The organism is Pseudopedobacter saltans DSM 12145, assembly GCF_000190735.1.
GTDB classification, from domain to species: Bacteria; Bacteroidota; Bacteroidia; order Sphingobacteriales; family Sphingobacteriaceae; genus Pseudopedobacter; species Pseudopedobacter saltans.
Window position 1 is genome coordinate 3,512,202 of record NC_015177.1, and the last position, 18,182, is coordinate 3,530,383.

14 protein-coding genes are annotated in these 18,182 nt (G+C 35.6%); 3 read left to right on the forward strand and 11 right to left on the reverse strand.

Features of this window, described 5'->3' with window-relative positions:
- Positions 1-113 precede the first annotated feature (113 nt).
- A complete protein-coding gene (gene metK, locus PEDSA_RS14940; RefSeq protein WP_013633994.1) occupies positions 114-1,370 on the forward strand; it encodes a methionine adenosyltransferase in 1,257 nt (418 codons plus the stop codon).
- 57 nt (positions 1,371-1,427) lie between these two features.
- Here the strand turns inward: metK and PEDSA_RS14945 are convergent, their stop codons facing one another.
- The 5 genes from PEDSA_RS14945 to PEDSA_RS14965 are packed head-to-tail and all read right to left on the reverse strand — an operon-like array spanning position 1,428 to position 9,245.
- A complete protein-coding gene (locus tag PEDSA_RS14945) occupies positions 1,428-4,229 on the reverse strand; it encodes an outer membrane beta-barrel protein (RefSeq protein WP_013633995.1) in 2,802 nt (933 codons plus the stop codon).
- A 55-nt stretch (positions 4,230-4,284) separates the two neighbouring features.
- On the reverse strand, positions 4,285-5,517 hold the full coding sequence (locus PEDSA_RS14950) for an AGE family epimerase/isomerase (protein ID WP_013633996.1): 1,233 nt from the start codon (positions 5,515-5,517) through the stop codon (positions 4,285-4,287).
- Positions 5,486-6,661 carry a glycoside hydrolase family 130 protein gene (locus tag PEDSA_RS14955; RefSeq protein ID WP_013633997.1) on the reverse strand — a complete coding sequence of 392 codons (1,176 nt, stop codon included), beginning with the start codon at positions 6,659-6,661 and terminating at the stop codon, positions 5,486-5,488. The genes PEDSA_RS14950 and PEDSA_RS14955 overlap by 32 nt, the downstream gene beginning before the upstream one ends.
- A gap of 18 nt (positions 6,662-6,679) precedes the next feature.
- Complete coding sequence (locus PEDSA_RS14960) at positions 6,680-8,092, reverse strand: MFS transporter (protein ID WP_013633998.1); 1,413 nt, start codon at positions 8,090-8,092, stop codon at positions 6,680-6,682.
- A 4-nt stretch (positions 8,093-8,096) separates the two neighbouring features.
- Positions 8,097-9,245 carry a glycoside hydrolase family 26 protein gene (locus PEDSA_RS14965; protein ID WP_013633999.1) on the reverse strand — a complete coding sequence of 383 codons (1,149 nt, stop codon included), beginning with the start codon at positions 9,243-9,245 and terminating at the stop codon, positions 8,097-8,099.
- Positions 9,246-9,464: 219 nt separating this feature from the next.
- Between PEDSA_RS14965 and PEDSA_RS14970 the strand changes: the two genes are divergently transcribed.
- On the forward strand, positions 9,465-10,346 hold the full coding sequence (locus tag PEDSA_RS14970; protein ID WP_013634000.1) for an AraC family transcriptional regulator: 882 nt from the start codon (positions 9,465-9,467) through the stop codon (positions 10,344-10,346).
- 61 nt (positions 10,347-10,407) lie between these two features.
- Here the strand turns inward: PEDSA_RS14970 and PEDSA_RS14975 are convergent, their stop codons facing one another.
- The 5 genes from PEDSA_RS14975 to PEDSA_RS20305 form a co-directional block, all read right to left on the reverse strand.
- Positions 10,408-11,439 carry an IPT/TIG domain-containing protein gene (locus tag PEDSA_RS14975; protein WP_013634001.1) on the reverse strand — a complete coding sequence of 344 codons (1,032 nt, stop codon included), beginning with the start codon at positions 11,437-11,439 and terminating at the stop codon, positions 10,408-10,410.
- A gap of 17 nt (positions 11,440-11,456) precedes the next feature.
- Positions 11,457-13,088, reverse strand: coding sequence for a RagB/SusD family nutrient uptake outer membrane protein (locus PEDSA_RS14980; protein ID WP_013634002.1), 1,632 nt, complete (start codon positions 13,086-13,088; stop codon positions 11,457-11,459).
- A 12-nt stretch (positions 13,089-13,100) separates the two neighbouring features.
- Positions 13,101-16,232, reverse strand: a complete 3,132-nt coding sequence (locus PEDSA_RS14985) for a SusC/RagA family TonB-linked outer membrane protein (RefSeq protein WP_013634003.1) — start codon at positions 16,230-16,232, stop codon at positions 13,101-13,103.
- Positions 16,233-16,548: 316 nt separating this feature from the next.
- Complete coding sequence (locus PEDSA_RS14990) at positions 16,549-16,929, reverse strand: GreA/GreB family elongation factor (RefSeq protein WP_013634004.1); 381 nt, start codon at positions 16,927-16,929, stop codon at positions 16,549-16,551.
- 103 nt (positions 16,930-17,032) lie between these two features.
- Entirely contained in the window at positions 17,033-17,182 is a 150-nt protein-coding gene (locus PEDSA_RS20305) for a hypothetical protein (RefSeq protein WP_013634005.1), read from the reverse strand.
- A 155-nt stretch (positions 17,183-17,337) separates the two neighbouring features.
- Here PEDSA_RS20305 and PEDSA_RS14995 point away from each other — a divergent pair, with 155 nt between their 5' ends.
- Entirely contained in the window at positions 17,338-17,577 is a 240-nt protein-coding gene (locus PEDSA_RS14995; RefSeq protein ID WP_013634006.1) for a PLD nuclease N-terminal domain-containing protein, read from the forward strand.
- Here PEDSA_RS14995 and PEDSA_RS15000 read toward each other — a convergent pair.
- A complete protein-coding gene (locus PEDSA_RS15000) occupies positions 17,574-18,179 on the reverse strand; it encodes an MCP four helix bundle domain-containing protein (RefSeq protein WP_148233543.1) in 606 nt (201 codons plus the stop codon). The two genes, PEDSA_RS14995 and PEDSA_RS15000, sit on opposite strands and share 4 nt — an antisense overlap.
- Between the last annotated feature and the right edge of the window lie 3 nt (positions 18,180-18,182).

Here is an 18,182-nt window from a genome sequence, read left to right on the forward strand (position 1 = left end):
CTTTATCTAAAAGCCAGGATTGCAACCACATAAAAAAGTGCTAAAGCCAAACATGCTTTTATTACCGCAGTCAAAAATTCCTCTTTACATATTTTTTATTTAAATAATTTATTATGTCTTATTTATTTACATCTGAGTCTGTATCAGAGGGGCATCCGGATAAAGTAGCAGATCAAATTTCTGATGCTTTAATTGATAATTTTCTGGCTTTCGATCAATCCTCTAAAGTTGCTTGTGAAACATTAGTTACCACGGGTCAGGTGGTTTTAGCAGGAGAGGTTAAATCTTCAACATATTTAGATGTACAAAGGATTACCAGAGATGTAATTAAAAAAATCGGTTATACAAAATCTGAGTATATGTTCGAGGCAAACTCTTGTGGTATTCTTTCTGCTATACACGAGCAGTCTCAGGATATTAACCAGGGTGTGGACAGAGCGAAACCAGAAGAACAAGGAGCAGGAGATCAGGGAATGATGTTCGGTTACGCAACAAACGAAACTGAAAATTTCATGCCTTTGGCTTTGGATCTTTCTCATAAATTATTAATCGAGCTTGCTGCTTTAAGAAGAGAAAACAAGGAAATAACTTATTTAAGGCCTGATGCAAAATCGCAGGTGACTATCGAATATAATGATGATCACCAACCTATAAGAATTGATAGTATTGTGATTTCCACTCAACATGATGATTTTCATGAAAATGACGAAGAAATGCTGTCAACCATAAAAAGAGATATTATAAATATCCTTATCCCACGGGTGAAAGCTTTGTTGAAACCAGAACTTCAGAAACTTTTCGATGGAGACATCAAATACCACATTAATCCCACAGGAAAATTTGTTATTGGAGGTCCTCATGGGGATACTGGTCTTACTGGAAGGAAAATTATTGTTGATACTTATGGAGGTAAAGGAGCACATGGGGGAGGTGCTTTTTCTGGAAAAGATCCATCAAAAGTAGACCGTTCTGCTGCCTACGCAACAAGACACATTGCCAAAAATCTAGTAGCTGCAGGTGTCGCAGAGGAGGTTCTTGTACAGGTTTCTTATGCAATAGGTGTGGCAGAACCTTGTGGTGTTTTTGTAGATACTAAAGGTACATCAAAAGTAAATCTTACTGATGGGGAAATTGCGAATAAAGTAGCTCAGATTTTTGACTTACGTCCATATTTTATCGAGCAAAGACTTAAACTTAGAAATCCTATTTATTCGGAAACCGCAGCTTATGGACATATGGGCCGCAAAAATGAAATAGTAACGAAAAAGTTTTTGGGAGCAAATGGTGAAGAAAAAATTGTTGAGGTAGAACTTTTTACCTGGGAAAAGCTGGATTACCTCGATCAAATAAAACAGGCTTTTGGATTGTAAGCGAATAATAACTTAACAAGAAAGGGATTTCATTTTGAAATCCCTTTCTTGTTAGTCTTAAAACCCCGGTCCTCCACCATATCCTCCGGGACCTCTGTCACCCCCTCTATAACGTTCTCTATTTTCTCCTCCCATACTGGAATTTCCTGCAAACTTGTTAATCCTCATACTAAAAGTCAACATAAAGTAACGTGACAATCTGTTACTTCTGCTATCCAAAATATAAGCCGGATCAACAGTTCTCGAAATAGCAGTACTTTCATCCAAAAGGTCGAAAGCAGTTAAACGTAATGCTCCGGTATTTCCTTTAAAGAATTGCTTTTCCAAATATGTATTTATAATAAATGGATTTGCTCCTATACTTCCATAGCCTCTATTGAAACTTTTATCCGCCTGAGTGCCCCATAGAAAAGTTTTAGTAAAATAGATCTTGCTATCAAAAGCTGTTGCCCAAGTATGTACTTGTCTATTCGCATTTTTACTAATTGTATTGTCGTTGGTATTATATGTATAGTTTATGGACGGAACTATCTCTAACCATTCTTTAGGTTGTATTTGTATCTGCAGTCGTTGACTTAACACCAGGTTTCTGCCTATATTTTTCTCATTATTAATAAAGGAAATGTTGTTATTATAGTTTGCCATTCCTCTTAATCCAAATACGTACTTTTTATCTTTCAATTGTCGGTTGTAGGCATAGAATCCGTTTAAACTGTAATATCCGTTTGCATTAGTATATCCTCTTTCTTGAATCGCATTCGTAGCCGAACCGGCCGAAGGAGTATTGGTTGTACTCACAATTTTATCTTTGGTTAGATTAAAATTGAAGTTTGTAAAAAATGTATTCCCTGTTGTTATATTAGAATTATTATAGCGAATATTAACGCTATTATTGAACTCAGCTCCCAGGTTTGGATTCCCTACAACCGGGAACTGCGGATTAGAATTATCCGTTACAGGCTGTAATTGATTATAACTTGGTAAGTTACTCCTTCCATTGTAGTTTATATTAAATTCTTTTGATCTGGAAAATTTATACTGAAACCTTGCAGAAGGATAAATATTTAATGCTGTTGTTCTTGTTGATGTGTTCCTGGTTATTGACTCTCCCTTTAAAACACTTGGTTGTAATCCCAATCCTAAAGTGTAGTTATATTTCTCTTCTCTAGCTCTATAATTAAGCCCAAATCTATTTGTTGTAAAGCTAAAATTATAGTTATTACTCAAGTTTGGATCATAAATAGGCGCATCCGTTTCTACATCGGTATTCATAACGGTTCTGTTGTTATCTATTTTATTAAATCCATATTCATAATTAAATTCTAAGCTTTTTGTTTTTGAAAGGGGCTCAATATAGGATGTATTGATATTAATGTTATTAGTGGAATTATCGTTATCTATTAATTGTCTTTGATATAGACTTGTTGCTGCACTAATTGGATCATTGTATTCCAAGGATTTATTTAAATAATCCTGACCTGAATTAGAACTGGATGTGTTTAAGTATGCACTTAGTGATAAGTTTCTTGTTGTCCCAGCAAAACGGTGGTTGAATAAAAAGTCCGCTCCGAGATTTGGCGTCCGAGAATCGGTAATATCAACATAATTACCCTCCGAAGATAAAACATCGTTTCTTAAAATATTAAAATTAGAATTTTCAGTTTTATCTGTTGTCGAAAAAGTTACTCTGGGCGTGAATTTCAGATAATTTAGTGTATCTATCTTATATTCAATATTGAAATCAAAACGGTGATTAATATTCTCAGTTTTTGAATTTACTTCTTTATTATTATCTACAGTAGTAAAATTGTTATTTGCCGTCGCAAGATTTTCCTGCAAGGTCGTACTCTCAACAGCATTATTTCTTCCAAAAATAGAATAGCTCCCGTAAGCCGTAACCTTTTCACTCCATTGATCTCTATAATTTAACCCAAAAGATTTGACATCAGTTAGTCCGGAAGAACTATTAAAATTACCTCCGCCAGATCTGCCTCCTCTTCTTCCGCCCCCTTGTTGCGTGAGATTGAAGATATTGGCGTTGGTATTATTAAGATTCGCAAGAACAGATATTTGTTGGTTATTGTTGAATTTTGCAGCAAAGACAGACGCTTGATACCTTTCTTTATCTCCCACGCCTACTGTTCCGCGGGTTAAGTATCCCTTATTTCTATCTGGCCTGATGGTGAAATTCAAAATCTTTTCCGGCTCTCCATCTTTAACTCCCGTTATATTCGCCTGATCGCCATAATCATCTATAATCTGAACATTTTGAAGGACATCCGCTGGTAAATTTTGAGTTGCTGTCTTCACATCCCCCCCAAAAAAATCCTTGCCATTTACCCTTACTCTGGTTACCTGTTTTCCTTGCGTAGTTACATTACCATCTCTATCCACTTCTACACCAGGCAATTTCTTTAAAAGATCTTCTGCCAAAGCATTATCTTTTAATTTGTACTGATCTGCCCGAAATTGCAATGTATCTTCTTTAACAACTACATCCGGGGTACCGTCAACCGTTACCTGACTTAGAAGCCTAACATCACTACTCAGGGTTATCGAACCCAAGTGTATTGTATTAGTATTCGATGAAGAATAATTATATGCTTTAGCAAAAGGTTTAAATCCTAAAGCTGTAATGTTTAGCGTAAAATTCTTGTTCTTCACGTTTCTAATGGTGAACTTTCCATCAACATCGGAAACAGCACTTAATGTATCTTGCCTGGAATAGAGCTTAATTGCAGCGCTTATAACTGTAAGTCCTGTTGAATCTTTTAAAATTCCGGAGACTTCAATGGGCGTTTGTGCTAAGGAAATATTAGCTAATAAAATTAAAACGAGGGATTTAACAAAAATTTTCATCAATAAAAATAAAATACAATATAGCTGTAGACTACATTATTGAAGAAAAGTTTAATCAATGTAATTTTTTTGATTCATTAATTCTGTTAAGTACTTCCAGGCAAGCTCTGGTATTATGATATGGGCATTTCCACAAACCCAATTTATCTTCATCCATAAGATTTCCAAAACCGTCTATTCCCCAAAACCATTCGCCATTCTTACGATCAAGTATTTTCTCATCAATAAATTCCCATAATTTTTCAACCGCATTCAGATATATTTCATCCCCTGTAATTTGATAAACATTATAAAACCCGACCATGGCTTCTGCCTGAACCCACCAATGCTTCTCTCTATTTACATGCTTTTTGTCTAAATCCTTTTCATAAATAAGTGCTCCGTCTTCATCCAAGCCTTCTAAAGTCATCTTTGCTATTTCTACAGCTTTCTGTTTAAAAAGATTAATCCAATTATCATCTCCCAAGACCTCGCTAGCTTCCTTTAATAACCATGCTGCTTCTATATCATGACCATAGGAAATTAAATGCTGAGTAAATTCCCAATTTTCATTCATGAAGAGATTTAGATGGTTAGATTCTTTGTTGATAATGAAATCATTAAAAACGGCCAATAATCGCTCTAACTGATTTTTTAATTCTTTATCGGGCCAATACTTGTACAGACTTGCATACGCTTCCAGAATGTGCAAATGCGTATTCATCGTTTTTTTCTCATTAGCATCCTTCTCACTCAATCTCAAGTCCGAGATTTCCTGCCATGTTTGGTCAAAAGCTTCCAGATAACCTAACTTTTCTTTATCAAAACAATGCCTTTCGACAGAAGCAAATATGGAAATAGCCAAATTTAAAGCTTCTTGATTTTTGGAAATACCATAATATTCTGATAATCCATAAATAGCAAATGCCTGCGCATAAGTCTGCTTTTTTTTATCCAAAGGGATTCCCTTATAATCAACCGTCCAGTAAACCCCTCCGTTTAAAGTATCTATAAAATAATCTTTAATATATGTAAAAGCTCTTTTTGCCAGATCAAAGTGTTTGTCAGCTCTCGTATATCGAAAAGCAGCCGAAAAAGTCCATAATATACGACTATTTAAAACAGCCCCTTTAGGCGATTTTTCTATCACTTTATTATTGATATTCCGACGGCCTAAAAAGCCTCCAAACTCAACGTCTGGGCTATTTTCTTCCCAATAATCTAATATATCGAACAGCTCCGATTCTAAAGAAGAGTAGAGTTTTTCCTTTTCCAATTTAATTGTATCCTTGTTTTTTATTTCTCTCAATAAGTTCCAAAATTGATTTTACAGACTCCTCTGATTTGAAACCATCTTCGGGGGTGTTTAGCACATAGTCCAAAAGCTGATCTATTGTTGACGTAGCAACATGCATTCTTGTATCGGAAGAAGCATAATAGACAAAGACTTTATTATCATCCAAAATCCATCCGTTGGCAAAAACAACATTAGAAACATCACCGATTCTCTCTTCTCCTTCCGGTGCTATAAAATATCCGGCGGGTTTTCGAATCACTTTGGTAATATCATTTAAATCCGTTAGAAACATATATAAAACATAACGTAGCCCGGCAGCCGTATTTCTTACGCCATGAGCTAAATGGAGCCATCCTCTTTCTGTTTTTATTGGTGCAGGCCCCTGGCCATTTTTAGATTCGTAAACGGTATGATAACGTTTTTCGTCAATAATATACTCTTTTTCTATTTCAGCATGCTGGATATCATCACAATAGCCGATTCCAATTCCTCCTCCTTTTCCCGCTTCGATAAAAGAATCCTGCGGTCTCGTGTAAAAAGCGTACTTACCGTTTACAAATTCGGGATGCAAGACTACATTTCTTTGCTGAGCTGATTTCGTCTTTAGGTCGGGAAGACGCTCCCAGTTTTTTAAATCTTTGGTTCTTGCAATACCGCACTGTGCAATTGCTGCACTTTGATCTCCCTCTGATGCCGCCGGATCTCTTCGCTCTGTACAAAATAACCCATAAATCCAGCCGTCTTCATGCTGAACCAGTCTCATATCATAAACATTTACATCCGGCTCATTTACGGGAGGTAGGAGTATAGGTTCTCCCCAAAAGCGAAAGCCATCTATTCCGTTTTGACTTTCAGCCACAGCAAAAAAAGATTTTCTGTCTGCTCCTTCAATTCTGGCGACCAAACAGTATTTATTTTCAAATTTTATCGCTCCGGCATTAAACACCGCATTTACACCTATTCTTTCCATAAAATATGGATTGGTACGCTCATCAAAATCATATCTCCAGTTTAGCGGCACATGTGCAGCTTCTAAAACGGGAAATTTATATCTGGAATAAATTCCATTTCCGGGCTCGATCTTTATATTTTGCTGTTCCAAAAGCTCGCTATATTGCTTTTTAAGGAGCGTTTGTCTTTCTTCAAATAGTTTCATAAATATGTTTGACTAATTTTAAAAACTGTTCCTTACCAGTTTTTCCTTTTCTCTTCTATTATTAAGTTCTTCTGTTATCTCGACCATTTTTTTATCGGAAAGCGAGTAATAAAAAATAAATACCATTGAAATAATTGCTCCAAGAGCTGGAATGATACTCATCATTAATCGCAATCCTGTCTGAGTGCCTTCCGATTGAACCGCATTCGCTTCAAAACCAAATATGGCAAGCATCCATCCGGTAAAAGCTCCGCCTAAAGTCCAGCCTAATTTCTGAGACATTGATGATGATGAAAAAATCAATCCGGTGGCTCTGCGTCCTGTCCGCCATTCAGAATAATCGGCTATATCTGCATACATAGACCATAAGAGAGGGAATATAGATCCTGCACAAATACTTATCAGAAACTGAAAAAGGAAAATCAATATCAAATGGCGCTCTTGAAAAAAGAAAAATCCAGTACTTAAAATAGCCGCCATTAGCATCGCATAAGCAAATGTGCTTTTCTTTCCAATTTTATCAGATATCGGCTTGGCTAATATCACACCCACAATATTAGCGGCCTGCCCAAGAACCAAATACAGGCTACTGTAATTAATTGTTGTATTTATAATCGGTAGTCGAAATGCCTCCTGATTTATAAAGTAATATTTAAAATAAAATATTGCCGAGCCATCTCTAAGCGAATTGAAAATCAAAGTAAAAACGCCTGCTCCTAATAAGATAAACCATGGCTTATTAGTCCCCAGATCCGTCAAATCTTGTTTTAAAGAAGTTTTTTGTTCTTTAGGGGGGCGTATTCTCTCCTTTGTCCAAAAGAAAGTAAAAAGAAAAAGGAGAGAAGCTATTACTGCAAAAAAGGTCATTGTCAGTCTCCAGCCGTACTTTATACTATTTTGGGAAGAAAAATCACTAAAAAAATTAACCAGAGGCTCGGCTAAAGCCAGTACTAAAATACTTCCCGCAAAAGCGAAAACAAATCTATAAGTAGAGAGCGTTGTTCTTTCTTTGCTATCCGCCGTCATAACCCCCATCAATGATGCATAAGGGACATTAATTGCGGAATAAACCATCATCATCAATGTATATGTTATGTAAGCATAAATAATTTTTCCATTCGGCGTTAAGTCGGGAGAGGCAAAAGTCAGCACCCCAACTAATCCAAAAGGTATAGCTACCCATAAAATATATGGTCTAAACTTTCCCCATTTTGTTTCGGTTCGATCTGCCAGTATTCCTATAATGGGATCGAAAGCTGTATCCCAAATTCGAGTAACAAGAAACATTGTTCCCACAACAGCGGCTGATATACCAAATACATCTGTATAATAATAAAGCAGATAAACCGAAAATATCTTCCAGAACATAGAGGAAGAGAAATCTCCAAATCCATATCCTACCTTTTCCTTTAAACTTAATTTTTGGTGCATAGTGTTATTGATATATTTTCTGTTTGCCCAGGTCTTTTAGAAACATCATTTTCTTCAACGTATAGAATTTTTTGAAATCAATTGCGGAGAGTTGCCCCTTATAGGGAGCGTAATAATGCATTTTTCCTTCATCGTTTAACCCGTGATTTCTCCAGACAAGCACATAAGAAATTGGAAAATCTTTGATAACCGGATAAAGCGTTTTAGTCCACCAATCTGGATCAGGAACGGATTCAAATCCAGTTTCTGCCAATGCGGATGGTTTATCCAACTTTTTAGCTACAGATGTAAGAATTTGCAGATTATTTCTTAGTTTCTCCTGATAAATATGTTTAGACTCCTTTAATTGGCTTGCAGTTGGGTTTTCTGGTGCAAATTGATAAATATCAAAACTAACCATATCTGCATAGCTATTTCCCGGATATCTCTCTAAGAACTCGTCTTCGCCATTGAAACTATTTGTATTAAACACATATATCAAATGGTGAAGGTGTTTCTTGTTTTTCAAATAGTCGACGGTAAAGCGCCAGAGTGTTATAAACTCATCTTTTGAACAGTGGGGTCTTCCCCACCAGAACCATGCACCATTTAATTCGTGAAATGGGCGAAACAAAACAGGAATTTTTGTTCCGTCTGCCGTTTCAAAACGATTCAAAAATCCGGCAACTCTATCTAACCATAAAATATAATCGTTATGTAGCTTTCCTTTTGGAAGAATATCAACAACTGCTTTTGTAGTATCCCAGGCACTTCCTCCTGATACTGGATTCGCCAAATGCCAGCTTATTGTGTTTATTCCTCCCTTTTTGTATACTTCCTTTGCAAAGGAAATTATCTTTTCAAAAGGAACCTTATCTAAGTTTTCAGGTTTCTCGAATTCAACTCCTCCAATATCCCATCCGAAAACAGCGGGGTAGTCATTAACAATATCGTTTATATCACTTCTGTTTTTTTCGTATTTCCATCTTACCCCATATGCCAAATCGTCCTGATGACCAAACAATATCTTCTTTCCCAAAAGCCCCTTAACACTTTTATATACTGCCAGAGTCTCCTTAGTCGCATTTGGATCTATTAACTGTGCCAGAGCCGTATGTTGTAAAAAATAACTCACTAAAAACAGTGTAAAGATTTTATAGATTCTGATTGCCATTTATCCGGTTTATAATATTCAATTATAGCAACTAATATGCTTTTATATATAATACTTTTTTAACATTTATTCTCCTTTTTTTGACCTAACTAATTTTAAACAATGCGTTCAATTACACTTTGAGCTTAATTCCAAAGATTTATTGCATTTTTCCTCCGCATATTTATTTGTCTTATCCCTGTTAAAACGTATATTTCAACAAGTAAATGCTTTTTGATTATGAACCAATCTACGATAACGAAAGAGATCACGCCTCTAACACAAAACGATTGCTTTACACTGTTTTCCCGGGTGAAGAAGAACTTCAATTTTCCTTTGCATTACCATGATGAGTTTGAACTCAATCTTATCTTAAATGCAAAAGGAGCTAAAAGAATAGTCGGCGATCACATTCATGTTATTGAGGACACAGAATTGGTTCTTGTTGGCCCAAACCTTCCCCATGCGTGGTTTACACATGAATGCAAAAGTGAGAGCATCAAAGAGATTACTATCCAATGGCATAATAATTTATTGGACGATGTTTTTTTAAAAAGAAATCAACTCCATTTTATAAAAAAAATGTTTGAAAGAAGCTCTAAAGGACTTTCTTTTTCACGTGAAACTATCGAAGGGATATTACCTCGAATACTTTCTTTGGAAAAAAAGTCGGGTTTTGATTCGGTAATGTCCCTTTTTTTTATCCTTCACGACCTTTCCACCGGCAAAGGGATGACCACACTGTCGGACTCTGGCTTTAGAGACAACGGTAAGATCTCTTTTAATAGCAGAAGAATTGACAAAGCTTTTGATTATATGAACAATAATTATGGCAAACCAATTGTATTAAAAGATGTGGCCACACTTGTCAACATGACGGAAGCCTCCTTTTCCAGATTTATAAAGAAAAGAACAGGTGTTACATTCATAGATAGTCTCAACGAAATACGCTTAGGTCACGCGACAAGAATGCTTATAGAAACCACACATTCTGTAGCAGAGATTTCTTACAACTGTGGATTTAATAATATTTCCAATTTTAACAGAATTTTTAAGAAGAAAAAGGGCTGTACACCTACTGATTTCAGACAGGATTATAGTGGAACTAGAATTTTTATTTAAAAAATTAATCCACAAAAAATCCCGTTCAACCAAATATGAACGGGATTTTTTGTGACTCCTCTTACATTAACACCATATCATCTATATAAATAACCGTTGTTATTACATTCGAAAACTCTTTTACTTCTATATAGTTTAACGTTGCAAGAGTGCCAAATTGAGACAACGGAATTTCATAAGTAACCCATTTATTTGCTTCTGAAATAGTAATATCTTTGTATCCGGTAGTAGAACTATTATTCAGGAATATCCTTATCTTTTTTCCTACCGATGCACTTTCTGCATACAGAGAAAATTTAAGTGAACTATACCCTGTTAAGCTCATTGCTGTATTTTTCTTTATCCTGAAACCTCCATATCCAGCGGAATAAGTTGCTTTTACTGAGGAATTTCCTCGTAATACCGGAGAAGGCGCCTGTACTACAGTATAATTGGCGCTATATGGTGAATAAATCCAATCCGTAGCAAGAGCGTCGGTGAATATCATATATTTAAAGCCAAATATCCCTGCTGATTGCATTTCTCCACTGCTGGTCTTAACAGTTATATAACCGTAGGGAACTGCAGGTACTTTTACCTTTATTTCTGTTGGTGTAGAAGAGACTATTTCTGCCTCCTGGTCTCCAAACTTAACGCTCTTCAAATTAATAAAGTTCAATCCGGTTACGGTAATTATATCTCCGGGATCGCCTACGGATGGTGTAATATTTTGCACCAAAGGTAGCGGTTGTTTAATCTGGAAATCATATTTTACCGAACCATATTTGGTAAAAACCGTTATCGGGTTATTTAGCACATCTGGTAAAATAGATGGAATTTTCACAGTAACAGTAGTATCATCAGCGTAGAGAAGAGAATCTGAGGCCAGAACAGTATTGAAGTCTATTTTATAAGTAGAAGCCAACCCTTTTCCTCTAATGATAATCCAGTCTCCAAAATCACAAAATGAAAGAGCGTCTGTTCTGTTGCTGAGATTTGTTACAGATGTAATTTGAGGAGGAGTAGTATCTTCCTTTTCCTCATTATTTTTTTTACAGGCAGCGAGTAAGACAAGAGTCGACATGCCCAAGAGTATTTTTTTAAGATTTTTCATTTTCACGATTTTAAAAATTACCAAAACTTATTATTTTCTTTGATGGCTTTGTTGGAAAGCATTTCTCCATTTGGTATAGGAAATAGCAAATGTTTTTCGGTCCTCACTTTTGAAATATTATCTTGTCCGGTACTTATTTTATTCATTACCTGCAAATAAATCCCCCAGCGTAACAAATCAAATCTTCTTACGCCTTCAAACACAAATTCTCTAGCCCTTTCTGCTATTACAAAACTGCGAAACTCATCTTGAGTTAGTCCCGAAACCATAGTTGCATGAGCCCGGTCTCTTATCATTTTTAAATACTCATAAGCTTTCAGCGAAGGGGTCGTACTCAATTCGTTTTCCGCTTCGGCGGCAATCAAATAAACTTCTGCATATCGTAACAGGGGAAAAAAAGCATCGCTATTAGCAATAGTTTGATTTTCCACACTTTCATACTTTATCACATACGCTCTATCGTCCGTTGTACCATTGTTTGCATAAGTAACTCCTCCGATCATTTTATAAGTCGCTGCCTCCCAAGAAGGATAGAAATATTTAGTTTTATTTGCATTATTCATTTCATAGTTATGCTTTACACCTTCCAGTACACGAAGATCATTAACCTCATAGTCCTTGTAATGATTATTTGTAAACCAAACAGCCCCACGGCCGAATGTAGAAAATGCAGAAAAATAAGCATTTAAGTTATTGGTAAAAAGATCTGTTCCGGCTAAAGACTGTAGTTCCCACATATGCTCCTTCTTATTTCTATTGTCCTTATTCCATAAGTCTTTCCAGGAAGTAAATAAAGAATATTCATTGTCTCCCAATAACTCGACGGCTTTGTCTCTTGCCAATTTAAAATACTCTTTACTATCCAACCCCTCCAAACCGGCAACAACAGTCTTTTGATAAGTATAAAGATTGTTATTCTGCCCTCCGCGCACACTAATCTGTACATTTGCCAAGGAACCAGACGCCATTGTAAGGTAAACTTTCGCTAAAAAAGCTTTTGCTACACCTCTTTTTACTCTGCCGGGTTCTCCAGATTTAGGGTTCCCCTCTGGCAATAGCATTTGTTCTGCTTTTTTAAAATCTTCTATTATAAATGCGTATACATCTTTCACAGATGATTTTGGAACATTTGGATTTGGATCAACAGACAGAGACTTATCTCTTATGGGTATCTGTCCGTATAACTGAACCAGTTGAAAATAAGCCCACCCTCTAAGACAATAAGCTTCGCCAATAATTCGGGTTTTAATCTCAGGATCAATATTTTCATTTATCTCGCTAACATTTTCAATAACCGTATTGGCTCTTGAAATTAAAGAGTAAAATCCAACCCAAGGTCCATCAACTCCCCAATATCCCTGAAAGTTACCTGCTCCTGATGTTCCCAAAAACCAATCCGCGCCAGAAACATGGTCATCATCCAGCATTGTCATGTTCCAAATAGGTTGTTTATACAAATCCCAGGAATATAAAGTATTATACACCCCATTTATAGCAATTTTTGCGTCGCTTTCGTTTTTATAGAAATTATTAGGCGACAAAAATGAATATGGTTTTTCTTCTAATGCTTTTTTACAAGAGGAGACCATTGTTATTGCCAACGTTGCAAACACAAAAGTCCTTTTAGTATTTTTAAACAAATTTTTCATGATTAAATTATTTTAAAAACCACAACGTAAAGACAAATTATAAGTCCTTGAATTAGGATAACCGCCTAAATCGACACCAAAGAGAGCCGGATTACTTCCATAACTATTCATCTCAGGATCGTATCCCGTATATTTTGTAAATGTGTAAAGATTATTTACTCCAAAAGTTATTTTTGCCGAAGCAACTCCTTTTATTAAGTTCTTAGGTAATGTATAACCTAATGCCAGGTTTTTAATCCTCACAAAACTTCCGTCCTCTACAAACCTTCTTGAAAAATACATTATCCTCCAGAACTGACGCATAACCTTTGGCCCTGTTGCATGAGAATTATCAGCCCCCTCCGTCCACGCCCCATCATACATCTCTTTGGTAATATTCTTTTGGATTCCCAAATTGGCATTAAACCTGGTATTCATATTAATGATATCATTTCCCTGAACGCCATTTATGAATACTGATAAATCGAAGTCCTTATACCGGAAGTTATTTGTAAAACCAAAAGTATAATTGGGGTTTACATTTCCTATAAAAGTTCTGTCACTCAGAGATATAGATGTAGGATCGTTATCAAGGTTTTTATATTTGATTTCTCCAATCATTCTCCTTATAATTTCATCTCCCTGATTATAATAAAGTAATGAATTACGAACCTCAGCTTCATTATCAAAATATCCATCTTCAACATATCCATATAGTGCTCCGATAGGATGCCCTATAGCCTGGATAAATGGTTGATCACTTGTAGAGATATTATCTGCATATTGCTCTAAAGGACCTCCTAAATCAAGAATTTTGTTTCTGTTAAACGAGATATTAAAGCTCGTTTTCCATTCGAAATCTTTTCTGTTTACAACTCTTCCATCCACAGAAATCTCCAAGCCTTTGTTCTCTATCGATCCAGAATTACGTAACTGACGTTCGAAACCTGTTGATGATGGCGTTGTCACATACTGCAACAAATCATCTGTTTGTTTCTTATATAAATCTACATGAAGATTTAATCTGCTTTTTAAGATTCCCAAATCCAAACCAAGATTATAGGCAGTTGTTGTTTCCCATTTTAAAGAGGGATTCGCCGGTCCAGAGTAAAAATCGTCTGCCAGACCACTCTGTAACCCTCCATTAAAAGGATAATTATAAACCGTTAGTTTCGAGAGAGATGAATAAGCTCCAATTCCCTGATTTCCTGTTTGTCCGTAGCTAACTCTTAAAGCCAGATCATCTATTGATTTTGATTCCTGCAGAAATAATTCTTTGTTTATTTTCCAGGAAAATGCGGCAGATGGAAATCCAGCCCATTTGTTGTCCTCACCGAATTTACTGGATCCGTCCGCTCTGTAAGAGAAGGTAAAAAGATAACGATCATCAAAAGCATAATTAATCCTACCCAAAAAGGAAATTAGTGTTGATTGTGATTTGGCTCCCTTTATGGGACTTATTTGCTCCGCCGATTCTAAATTTTCATTTTGCAGAAAATCATTTGGAAATGTTTTCCCTTCCGCTCGCTTCCATTGTGAATGAGAAGATTCATAAGTAGACGCCCCAACTATATTAAAAGTATGTTTTTCTATAGATTTATTAAATGTAAGTATACTTTCAGACACTACACTTGAATACTGATTATCGGCTTTCAACCCCCATCCTTTTACAGCATATCCCTCATATACTGATCTTGGATAATATTGGTCTCTATTACTGGAGCCATAATTAAGTCCGATATTCTGTTTGAATTTCAGCTCTTTCAGTAAGGCTATCTCAACATAATTTGACGAAAAGATATTATATGTATTTACCCGGTTTAATACATCATTCGTATAAATTACCGGGTTTGTAATAAAGTAGGAATCCCCAACTTCGCTATATTCCTCGATGGTTTTAATAGTTGCAGGGAAGGATATCGCAGACCTGATTACACCAGCGCTTGCGGCGTCCGATTTGTCTGTCCCTGTTTTTACACCATTATTTGAATTGTTTGATACAGACGTACTGGTACCTACTTTAAATATCTTGCCCAGATTTCTATTTAGATTAAGGCTTAATCCCAAACGTTTAAAGTCAGAATTACTGATAACCCCATCCTGAGTAAGGTAGTTAAAGGAAATACGGTGATTACCAGCATCCGTCGCTCCAGAAATATTTATATTGTACTGTTGATTAAATCCTGTTTTAAATATCGAATCCTGCCAATTGGTATGCAAATTTTCATAAACAGATAAATCGGGATATTTGGGATTATAATTAGTCCCGTCAAATTTATTCGCATTTATATAAGCTAAATTTTGATAACCGGCATACTCGTACGGCGTTAGCACTCTAATCTTTCTTGAGATATTAGACATGCCAACGTTTATTGCAAACTCAACTTTGTCTCTCCCCAGCTTGCCTTTTCTTGTCGTAATCAATACCACGCCATTTGCCCCTCTAGATCCGTATATAGCAGTAGCAGACGCATCTTTTAAAATATCTATACTTTCAATATCATTGGGATCAAGAAACGAAAGAACATTATTTGTCTGTTTCTCATCCTCACCAATAGATTGTGGGGTAGCATCTCCGTTATTAGCATTAAAAGGGACTCCATCAATAACATATAAAGGTTCTGTTCCTCCAAGAAACGAGTTCGCTCCTCTGATTTTGATACTCAAACCCGCTCCTGGAGCCCCATCGTTTTGAGTAACATTAACCCCAGCCAATTTTCCTTGCATTGCAGACAAAACATTCCCCGGATTTTCCCTTACTAAATCGTTATGCGATAAACTCTCGATGGCACCCGTTAAGTCAGATTTCCGCACTGTTCCATATCCAATAACAACTATATCTTCTAATTTCTGGTCTACTTCTTTTAATTCAACATTTATCGTAAGATGCTCGCCCACAACTCTCTCCTGTGCTTGCATTCCCAAAAATGAAAAAACTAAAATTTCAGTATTACGAGAAACATTTAGGGAATAATGTCCCTGGGAGTCTGTTAACGTCCCTAAGGAACTACCTTTTATAGACACGGAAGCTCCTGCCAAAGGGACACCGTCCTTATCTGTCACCGCTCCTTTAATCTGTCTATTGGAAGGCCCTTGCCCGAATACCTGAGTTACTCCTGTCAGCAGTCCCACCGAAAGCAGGAAAATCTGTAGAATTTTTCGCATAATTTATAACTTGGTTAGTAAACCAAATATGGTAAGTATTCAAACACATTTATAATATTTTTTTGCCCGAACCTTGTCAATTTATGACACATATCATAAGGTCGAAAATGAAGATTTATACTTAGGCAGTATTAAAGTGCGTTTTTTGAAAAATTAGCGCTAATACTATTTTAACAGTTTAATTGCCGAAATGGAGGATAAACAAGCAATTACCTTTGAAAGGTTAAAACAAAAGGTCCTAAAAAGCTAATCCTCTAAGATTCTATGGTTATTATAATATAGAATCTTAGAGGATTAATCAGGAACAGTTCCAATTTTAATCGTTTTTTACATCTATTATCTTGAACTTCTTAACACCATCAGGCATTTCCCATTCTACAATTGTCCCTGTCTGATATCCCAATAAAGCAATTCCGATAGGAGCAAAAACAGAAAGCTTTTGTTTTTTCATGTTAGCCTCCTGTGGCATAACTAACTGAAACGTAAATGTTTTATTGTTATCAACACTTTCTATTTTTACTACAGACTCTAGCCTCACAACGTCGCCTGGTAGCTCTGCATCAGCAAGTACTTTTGCTTCGTTTAACTCCTTTTCTAGTTTTTGTTTATTAAAGTCAGATAGATTGGTACTTAACTTTAAATGTTCCTTCAGGATATCAAAATCTTTTTTTGAAATTATTAATTGTAATGTTTCCATAACTATTTGATATATTTTGTTTGCTAAATATTTTGAATAATACTATCCTAAGGCTTTGAAATATCCCCCAAAACCTTAGATTAAAAACAGATATGTTTTGGGGCTAGCTAATAAAGTCTTTAGAACTTGTTTTAGAAAGGTAATTAAGCGGAATACCTGTGGGAGACATGACAATAACCTGCTTGTCATAATACTGCTGGACAGTAGAATAACTAGCTATCAAATGATTATATGTTTGCCTTTGTATTTTCATGTGCTTCTTTACAATTTTAACATTTTTAGTTTTGTAATCAAAATTTTCCAGTCTGCTATTTTATCATATTATAAAACTCTGACGTTATACGTTTGTTTTTAAGACTTTATTATTAAGAAATGTTTTAATAATATTGCATTCACTAATTTTCGAAAATGGGATTTACGTTATTGCAACTTTCGCAAACAGGACACTTTATGGTTACAGCGGGACTTTTTTTCTTCCCATTAATTGTTGCTGTTATTACTTGTAAAGATATTTTCTATAACAAAAACATTAAGGAATCGGTTAAAATATTTTGGTTTGCCCTGGTTATTTTAATACCTCTTTTTGGGCCAATAATATATTATTTCTGGGGAAAACCTTCTGCGGAACGGAAGAACTTAAAACCTTAATTCAGGCGATGTTTGTCGATTTTATTTAAAGATGATTTCTTTTTTGAAAACAGCGCGAAAATAAAAACCCCTATTAATGTCGCTAAAATAAGCTGTACAACATTTAATATATTACTTATAGAAGTGATTTTTGCATGTTCTGCCAAAGTTTCTTCTCCAATCTTGCTCTGAATTTTAATTAATTCTCCCAAATCATCATTAATCGCATCTATTTTGGGCTTCAACTCTTCTTGCTGCTGCAAATTATAACCGCTTTTTTCCTCTAATATCCCAATGTCTCTCTTTAACTTTTTCAGGAAAACTTCTTCTTCTGAAACGATATAGGTTTTTTCGTATTTCTCCAGAAGTATGCTCAACTTATTATCTATTTCCTGTAAATCCTTTTTAAAAGAATAAACAGAATAGGCGGAATCATTTTCTTTTCTTTCCAATAAAAATACCCGATCTGCGATAAGTTGCCTCATCTGGAAAAGATAGGTAGAAGGCTGAAGCCTATCCAGATATATTGATTCTGTTGCCTTTTTACTTTTCTCCAGTATTTTCTTTTCAAAAATATTACTTACTATAATTCCCGCCATTAGCAGAAACAGTACTAGCGCCACCTT